We start from the raw sequence: 17,646 nt of genomic DNA, 5'->3' as shown, positions 1-17,646 counted from the left end.
CTTACAACACGGTTAATTGAGGGATGGCGACAACGAATTGCCCACCCCAGGTTGTTACCTGCGCCAGATCCCGCATGATTTCAGCCTGTAAATTCCATGGCAAAATAAGGACAAAATCGGGCTTATCTGCCAGTAAATGATGGATGTCGACAATAGGTATATGGCTGCCTGGCATGAATTTACCCTGCTTATGAGTGTTGATATCCACCACATAAGGCAAGAGGTCAGGCCGGACGCCAGAAAAGTTCAGCAAAGTATTGCCTTTGGCAGCTGCACCATAAGCGGCGACACGTTTCCCGCCACGCTTTGCATTGAGCAAAAATTCCAGTAGTGCAAATTTGGCTGACTCTGCCTTTCCTTGCGCCATCTCATAAAAATCCACGCTCAGAATACCGGCAGCTTGTTCGGCTAGCAGTATCTGCTCAACGCTTGCTTTTTCTTCGCGATATCTGATGTCCATTCTCTGTGCAAGAACACGCAAGCTACCACCATGCGTTGGCCACTCTTGCACATCAAAAACATGCAAACCATTTTTTGCAAAAACAGTCTTTACAGCATGCAACGACAGATAAGAATAATGTTCATGGTATGCCGTATCAAACTGGTTTTGCTTTACCATATTCAGCAAATGCGGAAATTCAAAACTGGCAACACCTTGTTCACTTAAGACCAGGCTAAAGCCCGCAACAAAATCATTGATGTCAGGCACATGCGCCAATACATTATTTGCTACCGACAAATCGACACGTTGGCCACGCCCCACTATTTCCTGGGCCAACTCTACACCGAAGAAGCGCTCTATAATGTGGATGCCTTTTGCTCTGGCAGCTGCAGCAGTGCTGGCAGTTGGTTCCACACCGAAACAGGGAATACCTGCGTCCTGAACATACTGCAATAAATATCCATCATTCGCTGCAACTTCCATCACCAGGCTTTGCGAACCTAAGGCGAAATCCTGGCGCATCGCATCAACAAATTTCTGCGCATGGGCCAACCAGCTTGAAGAGCAGGAACTGAAATAGGCATAGTCAGCGTCAAATAGATTTTCACGTCCTGTAAAATCCAGTGTTTGCGCCAGCCAACAAGCGTCACAAACCATCAATTTCAAAGGCAACCAAGTTTCAGCCTGGCTTAGCGCTTCGGGTTTTAAATAGGCATTCGATGGCGGGGCTGAGCCCAGATCGAGAAAGGTTTGCGTCAATTCATGAGCGCAATGCCGGCACTTCATACAATAACTCCTTGAAATTCTTTGCTTAACATGGGCCAGTTGCGATCCTTATCCGATATCCCGGTCAAGCCCAAAGGCCACTCTATTGCCAACCGGGCATCAAAGGGATTTAATCCCATTTCACTCACAGGTGCATAGGATTTACTATGACAATATAGCATCTCAACGTCATCCGACATGGTTTGAAACCCATGGGCAAAACCGGCAGGTATTAAAAACGAACGCTGATTCGCTTGCGATAGCAATACGGCGTGCCACTTTAAAAAAGTGGCCGATGCAGCGCGCAAATCAATTGCAACATCCCATACCTCGCCTTTCATACAGGTGATTAACTTCATTTCTGCACTGGGAGGTAATTGCAAGTGCATGCCGCGAATTGATCCTTTTAATGATGTATACGTATGATTAATTTGCGCGATTGGCTCATGCCAACCCAATTCAGCCAAATCCTCTGCACAAAACATGCGCTGAAAATAACCTCGCTGATCACCCAAGACTTTTCTTTGCAACAAATACAAGCCATCGACAGGCGTGGGTAAAAAATCAAATCGACCAGAAGCGGAACTTTGTATCATGCATTACCTGTCATGAAAGATGCAATATCGTGATCGCACAATATCTCAGCTTGCTGTCCCAGCGCAAAATCACGGTACCAGTGCATGCTGCGACTGACCGCCTGTTCCAGATTCCAGCGTGGTGCTATTCCTAAGGTCTGCTTCAATTTGCTGGCATCCAAAGCCAATAACCCTGCTTCATGTGGACCTGTAATATCAGTGGCAAACTCAGTCAGCCCGCGACCGTAGGCCGCCTGTGCAAGTTCAACAACGGTTCTGACACTGGCAGCATCATCGGGGCCGATATTCCACGCGTGGCTGGCCTGAGGATTGACATATGCATATTGTGCAAGGCAAAGATATGCTGAAAGCGGTTCCAGCACGTGTTGCCATGGTCTGACAGAATCAGGACGGCGAATCTGCAAAGTTTGCCCACTATGCCATGCCCTTACTGCGTCGGGCAATAAGCGATCCTCTGACCAGTCACCGCCACCAATCACATTACCGGCTCTGGCAGCCAGTACTGCAGTACCCTGCCCGGCTAAAAATGAAGCACGATAGCTTGCCAATACCAATTCTGCTGCAGCTTTGCTGGCACTGTAGGGATCATGTCCGCCCAATTCAGCCGTTTCTGGATAGGGTGCCATCTGTTCGAGATTGCGATAGACTTTATCTGTCGTCACAATCAGTGCAATCTTTACGTCACTACGACCGCGAATTGCCTCCAGCACATTTGCTGTGCCCATGATATTGCTGGCAAACGTCGTCAGGGGTTCACGATAACTTGCGCGTACCAATGCCTGTGCTGCCAAATGGAATACAAACTCTGGCTGACATGCATCCACCGCTGCCGCGACGGCATGAAAGTCACGTATGTCCCCAATGTGGCTGTGAATCTTGTCTTTAATATTCAACAAATCAAACAGGCTGGGTTGGGTTGTCGGCGCTAAAGCCAAGCCGTGTACAGTGGCGCCTATACCGGCCAGCCAATGTGCCAACCAGGCCCCCTTGAAACCGGTATGCCCTGTCAGCAAGACACGCCTCCCGCGCCAGAACGCGGTGTCGACCATGCCTATTTTTGGAGTGTGATTCACCATACTCGCCACGGTGCATTCCCGGATTGCCACAAATCTTCCAGCAGATTTTTCTCGCGCAAAGTATCCATGGGTTGCCAGAATCCTCCATGCTCAAAGGCCATTAACTCCTGACGTTGTGCCAATTCAGCAAGAGGAGCAGCTTCCCAACTAATACTATCATTCTCGATGAAATCCAGTACTTTGGGAGAGAGCACAAAATATCCGCCATTGATCCAACCACCATCACCACGAGGTTTTTCGATAAACCCCGCCACCTGGTTACCATCACGCTCAAGTGCACCATAACGCCCAGGCGGGAGGACCGCTGTAACTGTAGCCAGCTTTCCATGCTGCTTATGAAAAGCGATAGAGGCAGCAATATCCAGATCCGCAACCCCGTCGCCATAGGTAAAACAAAATGCCTCCTCCCCCTGCAAGTAACGGGCGACGCGCTTCAGGCGCCCCCCTGTCATGGTGTCTTCTCCGGTGTCTACCAGAGTAACTTTCCAGGGTTCGGCATGGTGTTCGTGTACTTCCATACTATTATTTTGCATATCGAAGGTTACATCCGACATGTGCAAGAAATAATTGGCAAAATACTCTTTGATCAAATAGCCCTTGTAGCCACAACAAATAACGAATTCATTCACGCCATGCGCCGAATACGACTTCATGATGTGCCAGAGTATGGGATGCCCTCCAATCTCTATCATTGGTTTAGGCTTGAGGTGGGTTTCCTCAGAAATACGGGTACCCAGGCCACCAGCTAAAATAACTGCCTTCACTCTTGATGTCCTTCACAATAAATTTGCCACATCTGGCGGTAAGCTTTTTCTACTGAACGGGCAAAAGCGGGTTCGTTCATGAGTAATGACTGTTCCATTTCCTGACGCAAACCAGCCCTTAAACTACGCAAGCCATCCAGATCATGCGCAAGAATGATCGCTTTTTGCGCATATTCATCTTCAGTATAAGCCTGCCACTCTTCATGCCCGATTGCAGTCAGAATACTCGCACCTATACGGCCAACTGAGGGCCTGTCCGCCAGCGAGATAAAGGGAATGCCCATATACAAAGACTCCAGCAGGGTCGTTCCCGAATTATGCGGGAAGCAATCCAGGCTAATATCCACATGTTTCAGCACCTCCCAGGATGGCGTACTGAACCCTATATGCAAACGCGACCTGTCTATGCCATAGCGCATGAACCGTGATGCCATTTCTTCTTGTACTTGCGGATCTTTAAAGTCACCACTATTAATCATTAATTGCGAATTTGGCATTGCGTCCAGTATCGTCGCCCAGACACGTACAACACGATGATTTATCCTGGTAGAACGTGACAAACTGCCAAAGGTGATCAAACCGGTTGTTTCGAAAGGTGACGGTGTCAGCTCTGCCCTTCGTGTATCTGGTCTGTAAACATAGGCAGGGCCATCCAGGCACCAGACTTTCTCAGAAAATAAATGTGCGCAATTGTCCGTAATTGTAGGCTTGTCAGTCAAGTAATAATCAATAGCACTCAAGCCGGTTGTGTAGCCGTATTCCAGCCAGTGTAAAGAAACCGGCGCAGGTTTGCGTGCGAATACCGGCAAGCGATTACCGTTGGTATGCCCTGCCACATCCACCAGAACATCGATGCCATCGGCACGAATGCGCTCTGCAAGCACGTCATCGGTCATATCCCGGGTCGGAACCCAATGGTCTACCTGCTTTTTATAATAGCTAGTAACCTCGTCCTCGAAAGGTGGATTTGCATAGGCATATATTTCAACCTGCTCTTTGTCATGCCCCTCTATCAATGGCAGAAGGAAATACTTGCAAACATGATTATAAAAAGCTTGTGTCACATACCCCACTTTGAGTCGCTTGCCTGGCAAACGGGCATTTTCAAATTTCCTCCATGTCGTTTTGAGTGGTGCCGTAAAACGCAAATCAAACTCATGGTAGGCGTTATAAATCACTTCCGGTGTCAAATCAGGGTGGTAATTCAGGCAAAATAACAGGTTAGTGTAAATTTTCCGGTTGAACGATGATTGCGCATCCTGCTTGAAGGAAAGAGCCTTGATATAGGCTTCAATGGCTGCATCCAAATGATTCGCTTCGCGCAAGGTATCGCCATAGGCACCCCATATTTCAGGTATATCCTGAGTAATCGTCAGGGCATGCTGGCCACATTCTATGGATTCCTGCACCTGTCCGTTCTGACGCAGTGCATCAATCAGGTTAGGATAGACCTGTGCCAAGTCAGGCTGTAGCTGCAATGCATGTCTGTATTGTTCAATGGCGACGCTGTACATGCCATGCTCGCGATAAGCCAGACCAAGATTATTAAACAGGTAAGGCAAGCCCGGATTCAATTGAACTGCTTTCGATATACTCGCTATCGCCTCTTCTGTTTTACCAATAAAGCGCAGTGCATTACCCAGATTATTAAGCCCCACCACCATATCTGGCTGTATTAACAATGCTTTTTCAAGATAAACAATAGCGTCAGCGCAGCGTTCAAGAGAAATCAACGCATTCCCCATATTCACAAGAATATGGGGGTTATTTGGTAACAGGGTAACTGCCTTGCTTAAGGCTTCAAAAGCCAGGGGGAATTTAGTTTGTTCTATTCTGGCGACACCAAGATAATCCCAAACAATGCCATCGCGTGGCAAATAAGACGACAACCACAAACTAGCTTCTTCCAATTGAGCATACTGCTTCGCCAATAAGTACTTATTAAATATGCCGAAAGCAATCTTCCTGTTGTCGGGGAAATGTGGCATGACGTCGAAGGCCAGTTTTAGATAGCCCATTGCTTCGTCACACTCATTTGTGTCACCAGCAATTCTGGCCAACGCATACAAAGCTTCAGCATGTCGTGGAAAATGCCTGACGATATTCAGGCAAACCTGTTTTGCATCAAGCAGGGCGCCGGAATCAAAAAGTTTATGAACTTCGCGCATTGCTTTTCGCACATCAAAACCTGTTTTTGCCATGACCAGTCCCTGGGTAAGATTTTTTTATCATTAATTATTTTTACAATTACTTCATTTGGCTTACAAATTAACCAAGCAAAATGAATAAAACTGCATGCTTAAATCGGAAAATACCAGAAACCATCATGCTCAGGCTTATTTTATAACTAATGATTTTGTTTCCATGTGTTAAATAAAGCCTGAAAACTAAATCAAATTAGACCCTAAAGTATTTAAAAAAAGCGCCGACAAGCGGAAAGAGTAAAAAAACTTGAGCAGAAAAAATAAGATTTATTTTCAGAAACACGCTAAAACTTTTTTAGTCTCTACCGATACCCTTTACAACGGCGGTCCAATAGTCAGCACGAAAGACCAAAGTTTCAGGCTACTACGCCAAAATTGTATAACTTAGGTAAGGAGAATCACCATGGCTGTCATTAATACCAATATTGCTTCGCTGAATGCGCAACGCAATTTGAGCACATCTCAATCCGCTCTGAATACGTCCCTCCAACGTTTGTCTTCTGGCTTGCGTATCAATAGCGCAAAAGACGATGCTGCTGGCCTGGCGATTTCCGAACGTCTTTCCTCACAAATCGGCGGCTTGAATCAAGCTGCTCGTAATGCAAACGACGGTATCTCTCTGGCGCAAACCGCTGAGGGCGCACTGCAACAAATCGGTGCCAACTTGCAACGTATCCGTGATCTGGCCGTACAATCTGCCAACGGCTCCAACAGCGTTTCTGATCGTGCAGCTCTGAACAACGAAGCAAGTCAGTTGATCTCTGAAATTAACCGCGTTGCCAGCAACACTAACTTCAACGGCGTGAACCTGCTTGACGGTAGCTTCACAGCACAAACTTTCCAAGTTGGTGCTAACGGTACAGCAAACGACCAAATCAGTATCGCTTCCATCTCCAGCGCAAAATCTAGCGCCTTGGGTGTTGGTGCATCTTCCAGCTACGCTACTACAGTAGCCGGTGCCGGTGCAGTTACTACAACAGCTCTGGCTGCTGGTGACCTGTCCATCAACGGCTTCCAGGTTGGCGCATCTGCTGCTGACGGCGTATCTTTCTCCAACTCCACAGGCAGCGGTATCGCAAAAGCAGCAGCAATCAATGCGATCAGCGGTAGCACAGGCGTTACAGCGACTGTAGGTTCCACAACAGTTGCAGGTACAGCCAGCACATCTGCAACAGCGATTGCTTCCGGCGACATCACTATTAACGGCGTGAATCTGGGTGCCTTGAGCGCTTCGACTTCCGGTGCTCAACGTGGTGCTCAAGTTGCTGCAGCGGTTAATGCAATCAGTACACAAACAGGTGTTACAGCTACATTCAATACAACAACTGGTGCAGTTGCACTGGCTGCTGCTGATGGCCGCAACGTTACTGTAACAGCCAGCACAAATGCTGCTGCTGCCGCCGCCAACACAGGTATTACTGTATCGGCAACTGGCGCAACTGATGTCAGCACATCGACACTGTCCCTGACTTCTACCAGCTCTGCAGGTATCACTCTGGCTAACGGTACTGGCACTGGTTTGACAGCAGCCAATCTGACAGGTGGCTTCACTTCTGCCACAGTAACAGTCGGTGCTGGTGTATCCTCACTGAATCTGGGTACTGCTGCCGGGGCCACCGCCGCGCTGACGACCATTGATGCGGCCTTGCAATCGATCAATAGCTCCCGCGCTTCTCTGGGTGCTTATCAGAATCGTTTCTCTTCTGCGATCGAAAGCCTGAACACTAACTCTGAAAACTTGACAGCATCCCGCAGCCGTATCCGTGATGCAGACTTCGCTCAGGAAACTGCTACACTGACACGTGGTCAGGTTCTGCAACAAGCCGGTACTGCGATTCTGGCTCAAGCAAATGCCTTGCCTAACGGTGTTCTGGCCCTGTTGCGTGGTTAATAACAGTAGGCTTATGTAAATTAGGTCTATACTTAAGCTTAAAGCATGTCCCCCTGACCAAATTTTTGGTCAGGGGTATTTTTCTTGAAGGAAAAGATCATGGACATCCGATCGATAGGGAGTGCTTCTCAATCAGGACAACTGATCAATGACCGCATACCTGCTTCAGATGCTGGCGCTACGGTACACAAGTCATCTGCTGCTGTAACCCAAACCATTGATGCTGTCAAAGCGACTTCGTCCGCTACTTCCCCACCCGAAGTAGAGAAAGTGACGAAAGCAGTCAACGATATCAACAAAACGATCCAAGCACTGTCCCAGAACCTGGAATTTAGTGTTGAAGAGCACAGCAATCGTGTCGTGGTCAAAGTTGTTGACCAGCAAACCAAAGAAGTATTGCGTCAGATTCCCTCAGAAGAAGCTCTTGAAATTTCTCGCTCACTCGATAAATTGCAGGGACTATTAATTAAACAGCAAGCATAATTCACAAATATGGCCTTTTTGGGCTAAATTTTAAATTGGCAGGTAAATTCCCCTCTAAAGTCTAGTTTGCCTTAGCCGATAATTTAGTACAGTACGGTCTGACAAGGGGGAATAACGTGGGCATACAATCAACAGGCATAGGCGCAAATCTTGACGTTAATGGCCTGATTACAAAGTTAATGCAGGTTGAAAGCCAACCCCTGACTACATTAGCCAAAAAAGAAGCCAGCTTTCAAGCAAAGCTGTCCGCTTACGGCTCACTCAATAGTGCGCTTGGCATTTTTCAATCGAATGTGACCGGCCTGAGCAATCTCGGGACTTTCCAGACACTGACTGCCAGTTCTGGAGATAGTTCGATAGTCTCGGCAACTACGACCAGTGTTAGCACACAGGGCAGCTACAATATCAACGTCAGCAAGCTTGCCCAGGCGCAAACTATTTCAAGTGCAGGTCAACTCAGTACCACAGCCAGCATCGGTAGCGGAACCAGCACGACCATCAGCTTCCAGTTTGGCACCATTACCGGCGGTAGCGCCACCAATGGCGTCTATAGTGGCTCTACATTTACCCAGGACGCTGGTCAGGCAACCGGCACGGTAACTATTGATGGCGCCAATAATTCACTGCAAGGTATACGTGATGCGATCAATGCCGCCAATGTGGGTGTCAATGCGACTATCGTTGGCGATGGCAGCGCAACACCTTACCATCTGGTGCTTAATTCCAGTAAAACAGGGGCTGCATCCAGCCTGAAAATCAGTGCTACCGGTGATGCAGCGATTCAAAACCTGCTAAATTACGACCCTGCCGGTACACAAAACCTGACGGAAACAACGACTGCGCAAAATGCCGCACTGACCGTCAATGGCATTTCCATTTCCAGTGCCTCCAATGCAGTCACTGGTGCGATTCAGGGCACCACCCTCAATGTTGGCAAGGTTGGCACAACCTCACTGACACTTACCACCAATACCAGTGGCATCCAGTCCGCGATCAATGGCTTTGTCAAAGGCTATAACGATCTGCAGTCCACATTAAAGAACCTGACTGGCTATGATGCAAATACCAAAAAAGGCGGCATCCTGATTGGTGATTCGACTGCCCGCAATGTACAAAGCCAGATTCGCTCTACCCTGACCGCAGGTGTGAATGGCCTGGGTGGTAATATCACGACGCTTGCCAGCATAGGTATCAATTTTCAAAAAGACGGCACCCTGGCGATAGATTCAAGTAAATTACAGAGTGCGTTAAACACTAATTACAGTGAAATCAGCGGTTTGTTTGCCTCTGTTGGTAAAGCCACAGACAGCCTGATCAGCTACAGCAGCTCAACCAGCGCTTCGCAACAAGGTTCTTATGCTGTTGAAGTCTCCGCGATTGCCACACAAGGTGGTCTGCTGGGAAATCTTGACCTGACTACCGGCAATACAACGATTGCAGCCAGCACAACAGTCAATGTCACACTGGATGGTAAAACCGCATCGGTATCCCTGGCTGCCGGCTCATATACCTCATCCGCACTCGCCACTTTGATACAGACGTCGATCAATGGCAATTCAATATTCAAAGATAATGGTTCGACCGTAGTTGCAACCATCAATGGCAGTGGTTTTCTGCAATTGCAATCCACTCGCTACGGCAGTGCATCCAACGTCACGCTGGCCGATGGCACAGGAACAGGCGCAGCTTCATTGACTGGCACCTCGCTGGCCGGAACGGCTGGCGTTGATGTTGCAGGTAAAATTAATGGCGTCACTGCATCTGGAGTTGGTCAATATCTGACAGGTGCGGCCAGTACGCCAACTGAAGGGCTGAAGATATTGGTTAGCGGCGGTGCCATTGGTGCTCGCGGGACATTGAATTTCTCCAAAGGCTATGCAACACAGATATCTTCCCTGCTCTCTACCGTTGTCGGTACTTCAGGCTCGATATCCAGCGCTAGTGATGGCATTAACAGAAGTATCAAAGATATCGGCAAACAACGCGATACTTTGAATAGTCGTTTATTCGATGTAGAAGCGCGTTATCGTGCGCAATTTACTGCTTTGGATAGAATTGTAAGCAACCTCAATAATACGAGTTCGTTTCTTACTCAGCAATTAGCAGCATTAACTGCAAGTACGAAATAAATTCAGTAAGCAATCAGAAAATACCAGAGAGGATAAATCGCTATGTTTGGCTCATCTCAAGTGCGCGGCGCAAATGCCTATGCAAAAGTTGGCATTGAGACTGGCGTTGTTGCTGCCAGTCCCCACAAATTAATAGTCATGCTGTTTGATGGAGCCATAGTTGCCATTTCAAATGCCGTGCATCATTTGAGTACAGGAGATGTCGCCTCCAAAGGTCAGGCTATTTCAAAAGCAATAGCGATTATTGAAAACGGCTTGCGTGCCAGCCTGGATAAAAAAGCCGGTGGTGAAATTGCTGTCAGTCTGGACTCATTGTACGAGTACATGACGGCCAGGCTATTGCAAGCCAATCTGGAAAATAACGACCATATGCTCACTGAAGTTCAGAATTTATTGCGTGACCTGAAAACTTCCTGGGAAGCCATTGCCCCCACTAAAGAGGTCATTACTGAAGCCCCGAAAATGAATGTTGACCCATTGTCACCTCGTCCTGCCAACTTTGTTGAGGCTTGAATCAAGATGAATAGTCTGGAACTGATCTCATTGTATGAAAATGTTGCTTCGATTACAGGCAACATGCTGGAAGCTGCACGCTCAGGAAATTGGGAATTGCTGGAACAACTGGAAAGTGATTGCTCCAGTCGCGTACAAACCATACGTGAAAGCGAGATTCCTTTTGATCTGCCTGCAGATATGCGTGACAAGAAAGTCCGCATCATCAAAAAAATTCTTGCTGACGACAAGGAAATCCGTGACATTACTGAACCATGGATGGCGCAGTTGTCAGATATGATGAAAAATTCCAGTACCAACAGAAAATTATCCAATGCTTATGGTGCAGGTAATACAGCCTGATTTTTATGGCTACCCGACTCGATATCCTGTCCAAACCAGTTGCCAATATCGAGGCACCAGCAGCTGCACTATCAATTAGCGAAACCAAGCAGGACATCACCCCGAAACTGGCACAGCTTGTTACCGGGCAATTGCTCAAGGGCGAGATCCTGTCAAAATTGATGGACGGCAGCTTTACCGTCAGAGTAGCTGGTATTACTGCCAAAATGATGTTACCCGAAGGTAGCAAGACGGGTGACCAAATTCCATTGCGCCTTATTGCTACCGAGCCTCGCCCCACATTCCTGCTGGAACATGACGGCGACGCTCACTTCCCGACCCCACTACCGCAAAATTACGCCACAGGTGCAGAGAAACGCCAGCAACTGCCTGCCAGTAATTATCTGGGCGTTGTTGCTGACGAAGTTGAGACACCCAGCTCTCAAACTACCGCCAGGACAGGTATTCCAGAGTCTGGCGTCAAAGCCGATACTTCCAGCATAGTCAATCTGTCCGTCAACGAAGCTGGCAAAAAAATCAGCAATGATGCCAGCATCAATTCACCTAAAGTCAGTACTCAGGAAGTTGCAACGACTAAATCGACTGAAGTCAGTAACAAGGCAAACCTCAACAATGCCGTTGCAATTGATACGATGCCGGATCGCCTGAGTAGCGCACCGACATCCCTGAGCAGTACAGGTAAATTTATTACCCAAATTTTGCAGACTGCCCCAAATCAGGGCGAAAAACTGAGTATTGCCAGTCAGACGCCTGTAGTGGCGACAGTTGCAGAATTAAAGGACACTAGTGCAACAGCAAACAAACTCCAGCATCAGATCAACACCAGCGGCTTGTTTTATGAATCGCATGTTGCAGAATGGGCACAGGGTAAACGTCCTATCAATGACATCAAGGCAGAGCCTCAATCCCAAATTAGCTCGTCTGACATGGCTGTCAGCAACTCTGCTACCGCTTTAAACCCGGTGAATAAAGAAATGGGACAAATAATTCACCAGCAATTAAATGTTCTTGAGCAAAATATTGTACGATGGCAAGGAGAGCTTTTCCCCGGGCAAAAAATTGAGTGGGAGATAAAAAAAGAAAGCCCGGGCAATCGCAATCCACAAGAAGTTGAGGATGCAAACTGGCAATCGGTGGTTCGCTTTGATTTGCCCAACCTGGGGCCAGTCACGGCTATCATCAATCTGCAATCGAGTAATCTGGGCCTGTCCTTACGGGCTGAGCAAAGCACCACTGTCTCCGCTCTGAAGGATCATGCAAGTGAACTGGCAACTGCGATGCAGATGGCCGGCTCACCACTGATGTCTTTTGTGGTGAATAAAAATGAGCGCAGCTAATCCACCTGTCAAACCAATACAAAATGCCGTTGCGCTGGCTTACCAGAATGGCGATGCAGCGCCTAAAGTAGTTGCCAAAGGCAAGGGCTTGATCGCAGAAGAAATTATTGCCAGAGCCAAAGAGCATGGAGTACATGTACATCAGTCCAAGGAGTTGGTTTCCTTGCTGATGAAAGTCGATCTTGACCGGGATATTCCTCCCGCCTTGTATCGCGCAGTTGCAGAACTGCTCGCTTGGCTTTACCATATTGATACGGAAAAGTCTGAGACAATTTCGGAGACTTCAGGGCCACAAAAAATTAAACAGCCCCTTCTTTAAATGTTATTATAAAAATATGCCATCGACACCTCCGAGTCTGGGTACAGAAAATCAAAGCCCGTTTCAAGTTGATTCCCGCCGGGAAATCATCGGTCTTTTGCGCGGCTTGAAAGAAAGCAAGCAATTGATCAGCATGCTGATCAATAATGGTTCAGAAGTTTTCATCACTTCTATACTTGATGTTGATGACGACACCAACCTCGTGATTATCGACAGTGCACCCGGTCAATTGGCAAATCAGCGCATTATTGAAGCCTCCAGAGTGTCGTTTGAAGGTTTGCTGGACAGAATCAGCATACAATTTTCAGCTTCCAATCTTGAACGCATCGATTTCGAAGACCGCCCTGCACTGCAGTTTGAGATACCGACGAATATGATACGTCTGCAAAGGCGCGAATATTATCGTATCAATACCCCGCTCTCCAACCCTATCCGTGCGCTAATACCCGTGCAACTGGAAGACAGACAGGAAACACTGAAGCTTGCTTTGGTAGATATCAGCTGCGGCGGCATTGCCATACTGGATGAAAGAAAAGTTCTCGATAGCACAATCGGTGTGATCTATGAGCATTGCAAACTGGATTTACCAACCATAGGTCTGGTGGACGTGATACTGCAAATACGCAATTCACAGGATCTGGTTTTGCTCAATGGAAAATCAAACCGCCGGCTCGGCTGCCAGTTCATCAATATGTCCAATAGCGTGTTAGCCAGTATTCAGCGCTACATCATGAAACTGGAACGAGAACGCAATGCCAAACTGACTGGCATACGCTAAAAGCAAAGCCCGGTTTCAAATAACCGGGCTTTGTTTTTTTGCTGTCGCAAAATGCGAATTTCTGGCATTTACCAGCACACCAGGACTGCGCAACTTATATCTGCATATTCATGATGTCATGGTAAGCGGATACCAGCTTGTTCCTGACCTGTACCGTAGTCTGGAATGAAATATTGGCTTTTTGCATGGAAATCATCACATCAGACAAACTGACTTTGTCATCACCCATGGCAAATTTTTGCCCCAATTGTTGCGAACTCACCTGTGACTGATTCACACTTTCCAGTGAAGCCTTCAAGGCCTCAGCAAAGTCCAGTCTGCCAGGGGGCGCAGTATTTTCTGTCGGACTCACGCCCAGACCAGAGCTGGCCTCCATTCTGGCGGCAGTCGCTTTTAATTGCGCAACCATGGCCTCAATGCGGCTTGCGTCTATGCCACCCACTTTCATTTGATCACCTCTAATGTCGACTTTCACATTTGCTACATTAACAGTCAAAAATCAAATGGGAGCTTGGAAAAGAACAGGAAAGACATCGTTTTTCCCGCGTTTGATTTTAGTATTTAAGTGGACAATCGCTATCAAGGAAAAAACCATATCTGGAATAGCAAGCATGCAATCCACTGACACATTAATCGGACAAGGTGAACTATGGCAACCGCAGACAATATAGCAATTGCCCCGCCTGGACCTGCCCTGCCAGGCATATTTGGCTTGCCGCAAACCCCGGCCATACGCAACATCATGTTGGCAGTAGGTGCAGCAATTACCCTTGCCATCATGGTTGGCGTATGGCTATGGAGCCAGGCACCTGACTACAAAGTCCTGTTTTCCAATTTTAATGACAGGGATGGCGGCGCCATCGTTGCCTCATTGCAACAATTAAACATTCCTTACAAATATTCTGACGGTGGAAATGCCATTCTCGTACCGGCTAATCAGGTGCATGACGCACGCCTGAAACTGGCGTCCCAAGGCTTGCCTAAGGGTGGCAATGTGGGCTTTGAGCTGATGGAAAACCAAAAACTTGGCATCTCCCAGTTTTTGGAACAAGTGAATTTTCAGCGCGCGCTGGAAGGTGAATTGGCACGCTCTATTCAGGCAGTGTCAGCAGTCCAGACTGCCCGTGTGCATCTGGCCATACCGAAATCGCAAGTCTTTATCCGAGACCAACAAAAACCAACTGCCTCAGTTTTATTGAATCTTTATCCTAGCCGCGTACTGGATCAGCAACAGGTCAGCGCCATCATCCATCTCGTGGCTAGCAGCGTACCCGAGTTGTCCGCCAAAAATGTCACCATCGTCGATCAGCAAGGTAATTTGCTGTCAGATCCTAGCAAGCAAATGGCGAATAACACGCTTGACCCTTCACAGCTTAAATATGTGCAGGAATATCAGCAAAACATCATCAAGCGCATAGAGTCGATTATTTCGCCTATCGTCGGGGCCAATAACGTCCGCGCTGAAGCTACTGCGGATATCGATTTTTCCCGCTCTGAACAGGCTGCAGAAACCTACAAACCAAATTCACCGCCAGAAGCATCTGCGATACGCAGCCAGCAAACCAGCGAGTCTTACAATAAAGGGGTTAATCCATCCGGAATACCAGGCGCACTGAGCAACCAGCCCCCTGTCCCGGCGACCGCGCCTATCGTCGCCAGCGGTGCAGCAAATACGCAAAGCGCAGCATCCAATGCCGGTCTGATGCAAAAAGATTCCACCATGAATTTTGAAGTGGACAAAACCATACGCTACACCCAGCAGCCTATGGGCGGCGTAAAACGTCTTTCTGTTGCGGTTGTCATCAACTACAAAACAGAAACAGACAAAAATGGCAAAACCACGACACGTCCTTTGACAGACATAGAAAAAACCCAGATCACCGACCTGACCAGAGAAGCCATGGGCTTCAACAAAGACCGGGGTGACACATTGAATGTCGTCAACAGCCCCTTTGCCAGCCCTGAAAAAGAGCCTATAGTGGACTTACCACTGTGGAAACAGCCCGATGTATTGCAAATGGCTAAGGAAATCGCCAAATACATAGGCGCTGCCATTGTGCTTGCCTACTTGTTTTTTGGCTTCCTGAAACCCATGTTACTTAAAATGATGGGTAAAGACAAAGAAACCCTCGAAGCAATCGAAGCTGAAAAACTAGCGCAGGAAGAGGCTGAAAAAGAGGAAGAAGAAGCTGCCATTGTGAACCTGTCGAAAGAAGCCGAGTTGCAAAATACAAGACATGGTTCCACCTACGAAATGAATCTGGAAATGGCAAAACAATTGGCAAAAGACGATCCGCGTATTGTCGCTAACGTAGTAAAGGCATGGGTCAGCAATGAGTGAAGACGGAGTGCAAAAAGCCGCCACCCTGATGTTGGCACTGGGTGAAGATGCGGCCGCAGAGGTCATGAAATATCTTGGACCACGCGAAGTGCAAAAGATAGGTGCAGCCATGGCTGCGATCGGCCCTATCCCGCATGAAGCCATTGCTAAGGTGCTGGATGACTTCAAGGCTGCGGCTGATCTGAGTTCGTCTGTTGGTCTGGATTCAGATGAGTACATACGCAATGTGCTGACCAAGGCCCTGGGGGATGACAAGGCTGCATCGCTATTGAACCGTATTCTGGGTGGCAAGGACGCCAGCGGTATCGAGAGCCTGAAATGGATGGATTCTCCCTCAGTCGCAGAACTGATTAAGAATGAGCATCCACAAATTATTGCCACCATTCTGGTCCATCTGGAAAGTGACCAGGCCTGCGAAATTCTGAATCAGTTTACCGAGCGCCTGCGCAACGATATCGTCCTCCGTATCGCCACACTGGACGGTATCCAGCCTACCGCATTGCGCGAATTGAATGATGTCTTGACCAAACTCCTGACCGGCAATGAAAGTCTGAAGAAAAAATCCATAGGTGGCGTGCGTGCTGCAGCAGAAATCCTGAATTTCATGAGTGGAGAGAATGAAGCTTCAGTCATGGATAACCTGCGCAAATATGATGGCGACATGGCCGAAAAAATCATGGATGAGATGTTTGTCTTCGATAACATCCTTGAAATTGATGACAAGGGCATACAGTTGCTGTTGCGCGAAGTACAGTCTGATTCACTGATTGTTGCCCTGAAAGGTGCGAATCAGGATATGCGCGAGAAAATTTTCAAGAATATGTCGCAACGTGCAGCAGAAATGATGCGCGAAGATCTGGAATCCAAAGGCCCGGTACGCCTTTCCGAAGTTGAAGCACAACAAAAACAAATACTGCTCATCGTCAGACGTCTCGCCGACGAAGGCCAGATCATGTTAGGTGCCAAAGGCGAAGATGCTTATGTCTAATAATGCCACACGCAGCGGCGACATGACTGCTTTCCAGCGCTGGGAAATGGCTTCGTTTGGTGATAACAGGCCTGCCCAGGTAGAAGAAGTCAGAGCAGCCAACGCCCAGGTCGCTGCCCAGCAGCGTGTGGAAACAGAAAATGCCCGTGAAGCTGCCAAACAGGAAGGATTTGCCGCTGGTTATAAGGAGGCCTATGAACGTGGTCTGAAAGATGGCCAGGAAACTGCCTATGCGGAAACCATGGAACAGGTACAAGTGGAAATCCACTCCCTGCAGCAAATGGCGCAGGCATTTTCCGAACAATTGCACACCGCGTCCCAGCAAATGGGTAATGAATTAATGCATCTGGCAGTGGACATGGCACAGGCCATGCTGAAGTCCAAGCTCGATGCTGACCCTACCGTCATCCTGCCCATCGTTGAAGATGCGATTGCACAGTTAGCCAGCGTACAACAGCCAGCACAAATCTTGCTGAATCCTGAAGATGTGGCGATGGTGAAAAATCAATTGGGTGAGACCCTGGCTGCGGATGGCTGGCGTATCGTGCCCGATAGCCATATGGAACGCGGCGGCTGCAAGCTGGTGACCCAACACAATCTGGTCGATGCCAGCTACTCTACCCGCTGGAAAAAACTCTTGGACAGCATGCAAATCAGTGACTATAAAGCAGGTTGAGA

The 17,646-nt window shown here is 48.0% G+C and carries 17 protein-coding genes; 11 read left to right on the top strand and 6 right to left on the bottom strand.

Features of this window, described 5'->3' with window-relative positions; all coding sequences use genetic code 11:
- Position 1: 1 nt before the first annotated feature.
- From AC3WQT_RS19600 to AC3WQT_RS19580, 5 genes are read right to left on the bottom strand one after another with little or no spacing between them, the layout of a single operon-like run.
- Complete coding sequence (locus tag AC3WQT_RS19600; RefSeq protein WP_492706233.1) at positions 2 to 1,228, bottom strand: methyltransferase domain-containing protein; 1,227 nt, start codon at positions 1,226 to 1,228, stop codon at positions 2 to 4.
- Entirely contained in the window at positions 1,225 to 1,803 is a 579-nt protein-coding gene (locus AC3WQT_RS19595) for a dTDP-4-dehydrorhamnose 3,5-epimerase family protein (RefSeq protein ID WP_492706231.1), read from the bottom strand. The genes AC3WQT_RS19600 and AC3WQT_RS19595 overlap by 4 nt, the downstream gene beginning before the upstream one ends.
- Positions 1,800 to 2,909, bottom strand: a complete 1,110-nt coding sequence (gene rfbG / locus AC3WQT_RS19590; protein WP_492706229.1) for a CDP-glucose 4,6-dehydratase — start codon at positions 2,907 to 2,909, stop codon at positions 1,800 to 1,802. The genes AC3WQT_RS19595 and rfbG overlap by 4 nt, the downstream gene beginning before the upstream one ends.
- A complete protein-coding gene (gene rfbF / locus AC3WQT_RS19585; protein WP_492706227.1) occupies positions 2,873 to 3,643 on the bottom strand; it encodes a glucose-1-phosphate cytidylyltransferase in 771 nt (256 codons plus the stop codon). The genes rfbG and rfbF overlap by 37 nt, the downstream gene beginning before the upstream one ends.
- On the bottom strand, positions 3,640 to 5,844 hold the full coding sequence (locus AC3WQT_RS19580) for an O-linked N-acetylglucosamine transferase, SPINDLY family protein (protein WP_492706225.1): 2,205 nt from the start codon (positions 5,842 to 5,844) through the stop codon (positions 3,640 to 3,642). The genes rfbF and AC3WQT_RS19580 overlap by 4 nt, the downstream gene beginning before the upstream one ends.
- A gap of 406 nt (positions 5,845 to 6,250) precedes the next feature.
- Here AC3WQT_RS19580 and AC3WQT_RS19575 point away from each other — a divergent pair, with 406 nt between their 5' ends.
- The 8 genes from AC3WQT_RS19575 (at position 6,251) to AC3WQT_RS19540 (ending at position 13,639) form a co-directional block, all read left to right on the top strand.
- Positions 6,251 to 7,738 (top strand): flagellin N-terminal helical domain-containing protein, encoded by a 1,488-nt coding sequence (locus AC3WQT_RS19575; RefSeq protein ID WP_492706223.1) that lies wholly within the window; start codon positions 6,251 to 6,253, stop codon positions 7,736 to 7,738.
- Between the two features lie 99 nt (positions 7,739 to 7,837).
- Positions 7,838 to 8,221: a flagellar protein FlaG gene (locus tag AC3WQT_RS19570; RefSeq protein ID WP_492706221.1), complete on the top strand. Its 384-nt coding sequence runs from the start codon at positions 7,838 to 7,840 to the stop codon at positions 8,219 to 8,221.
- Between the two features lie 116 nt (positions 8,222 to 8,337).
- Positions 8,338 to 10,350 (top strand): flagellar filament capping protein FliD, encoded by a 2,013-nt coding sequence (gene fliD / locus AC3WQT_RS19565; protein WP_492706219.1) that lies wholly within the window; start codon positions 8,338 to 8,340, stop codon positions 10,348 to 10,350.
- Positions 10,351 to 10,392: 42 nt separating this feature from the next.
- The gene (gene fliS, locus AC3WQT_RS19560; protein WP_492706218.1) at positions 10,393 to 10,863 is read left to right on the top strand and encodes a flagellar export chaperone FliS; all 471 of its coding nucleotides are present in this window, start codon (positions 10,393 to 10,395) and stop codon (positions 10,861 to 10,863) included.
- Positions 10,864 to 10,869: 6 nt separating this feature from the next.
- Positions 10,870 to 11,205, top strand: coding sequence for a flagellar protein FliT (locus tag AC3WQT_RS19555; protein ID WP_492706216.1), 336 nt, complete (start codon positions 10,870 to 10,872; stop codon positions 11,203 to 11,205).
- 5 nt (positions 11,206 to 11,210) lie between these two features.
- Complete coding sequence (gene fliK / locus AC3WQT_RS19550; protein WP_492706214.1) at positions 11,211 to 12,542, top strand: flagellar hook-length control protein FliK; 1,332 nt, start codon at positions 11,211 to 11,213, stop codon at positions 12,540 to 12,542.
- Positions 12,529 to 12,861 (top strand): EscU/YscU/HrcU family type III secretion system export apparatus switch protein, encoded by a 333-nt coding sequence (locus tag AC3WQT_RS19545; RefSeq protein ID WP_492706212.1) that lies wholly within the window; start codon positions 12,529 to 12,531, stop codon positions 12,859 to 12,861. The genes fliK and AC3WQT_RS19545 overlap by 14 nt, the downstream gene beginning before the upstream one ends.
- 16 nt (positions 12,862 to 12,877) lie before the next feature.
- A complete protein-coding gene (locus AC3WQT_RS19540) occupies positions 12,878 to 13,639 on the top strand; it encodes a flagellar brake protein (protein WP_492706210.1) in 762 nt (253 codons plus the stop codon).
- Between the two features lie 94 nt (positions 13,640 to 13,733).
- Here AC3WQT_RS19540 and fliE read toward each other — a convergent pair whose 3' ends face one another.
- Positions 13,734 to 14,087: a flagellar hook-basal body complex protein FliE gene (fliE, locus tag AC3WQT_RS19535; RefSeq protein ID WP_492706208.1), complete on the bottom strand. Its 354-nt coding sequence runs from the start codon at positions 14,085 to 14,087 to the stop codon at positions 13,734 to 13,736.
- A gap of 201 nt (positions 14,088 to 14,288) precedes the next feature.
- Here fliE and fliF point away from each other — a divergent pair, with 201 nt between their 5' ends.
- From fliF to AC3WQT_RS19520, 3 genes are read left to right on the top strand one after another with little or no spacing between them, the layout of a single operon-like run.
- Positions 14,289 to 15,980, top strand: coding sequence for a flagellar basal-body MS-ring/collar protein FliF (fliF, locus tag AC3WQT_RS19530; RefSeq protein ID WP_492706206.1), 1,692 nt, complete (start codon positions 14,289 to 14,291; stop codon positions 15,978 to 15,980).
- Complete coding sequence (gene fliG, locus AC3WQT_RS19525) at positions 15,973 to 16,968, top strand: flagellar motor switch protein FliG (RefSeq protein ID WP_492706204.1); 996 nt, start codon at positions 15,973 to 15,975, stop codon at positions 16,966 to 16,968. The genes fliF and fliG overlap by 8 nt, the downstream gene beginning before the upstream one ends.
- On the top strand, positions 16,961 to 17,644 hold the full coding sequence (locus tag AC3WQT_RS19520) for a flagellar assembly protein FliH (RefSeq protein WP_492706202.1): 684 nt from the start codon (positions 16,961 to 16,963) through the stop codon (positions 17,642 to 17,644). The genes fliG and AC3WQT_RS19520 overlap by 8 nt, the downstream gene beginning before the upstream one ends.
- The last annotated feature ends 2 nt before the right edge of the window (positions 17,645 to 17,646 follow it).

The organism is Undibacterium sp. FW305-107, from assembly GCF_058788535.1.
The sequence above is the reverse complement of the archived record's forward strand: the minus strand, read 5'-3'. Positions and strand labels throughout refer to the sequence as shown.

What these genes read in the sequence shown, in the direction of transcription:
- AC3WQT_RS19600 (WP_492706233.1), bottom strand. Translation starts at nt 1,228, where the DNA reads ATGAAGTGCCGGCATTGCGCTCATGAATTGACGCAAACCTTTCTCGAT.
- AC3WQT_RS19595 (WP_492706231.1), bottom strand. Translation starts at nt 1,803, where the DNA reads ATGATACAAAGTTCCGCTTCTGGTCGATTTGATTTTTTACCCACGCCT.
- AC3WQT_RS19580 (WP_492706225.1), bottom strand. Translation starts at nt 5,844, where the DNA reads ATGGCAAAAACAGGTTTTGATGTGCGAAAAGCAATGCGCGAAGTTCAT.
- AC3WQT_RS19575 (WP_492706223.1), top strand. Translation starts at nt 6,251, where the DNA reads ATGGCTGTCATTAATACCAATATTGCTTCGCTGAATGCGCAACGCAAT.
- AC3WQT_RS19570 (WP_492706221.1), top strand. Translation starts at nt 7,838, where the DNA reads ATGGACATCCGATCGATAGGGAGTGCTTCTCAATCAGGACAACTGATC.
- fliS (WP_492706218.1), top strand. Translation starts at nt 10,393, where the DNA reads ATGTTTGGCTCATCTCAAGTGCGCGGCGCAAATGCCTATGCAAAAGTT.
- AC3WQT_RS19555 (WP_492706216.1), top strand. Translation starts at nt 10,870, where the DNA reads ATGAATAGTCTGGAACTGATCTCATTGTATGAAAATGTTGCTTCGATT.
- fliK (WP_492706214.1), top strand. Translation starts at nt 11,211, where the DNA reads ATGGCTACCCGACTCGATATCCTGTCCAAACCAGTTGCCAATATCGAG.
- AC3WQT_RS19545 (WP_492706212.1), top strand. Translation starts at nt 12,529, where the DNA reads ATGAGCGCAGCTAATCCACCTGTCAAACCAATACAAAATGCCGTTGCG.
- AC3WQT_RS19540 (WP_492706210.1), top strand. Translation starts at nt 12,878, where the DNA reads ATGCCATCGACACCTCCGAGTCTGGGTACAGAAAATCAAAGCCCGTTT.
- fliE (WP_492706208.1), bottom strand. Translation starts at nt 14,087, where the DNA reads ATGAAAGTGGGTGGCATAGACGCAAGCCGCATTGAGGCCATGGTTGCG.
- fliF (WP_492706206.1), top strand. Translation starts at nt 14,289, where the DNA reads ATGGCAACCGCAGACAATATAGCAATTGCCCCGCCTGGACCTGCCCTG.
- fliG (WP_492706204.1), top strand. Translation starts at nt 15,973, where the DNA reads ATGAGTGAAGACGGAGTGCAAAAAGCCGCCACCCTGATGTTGGCACTG.
- AC3WQT_RS19520 (WP_492706202.1), top strand. Translation starts at nt 16,961, where the DNA reads ATGTCTAATAATGCCACACGCAGCGGCGACATGACTGCTTTCCAGCGC.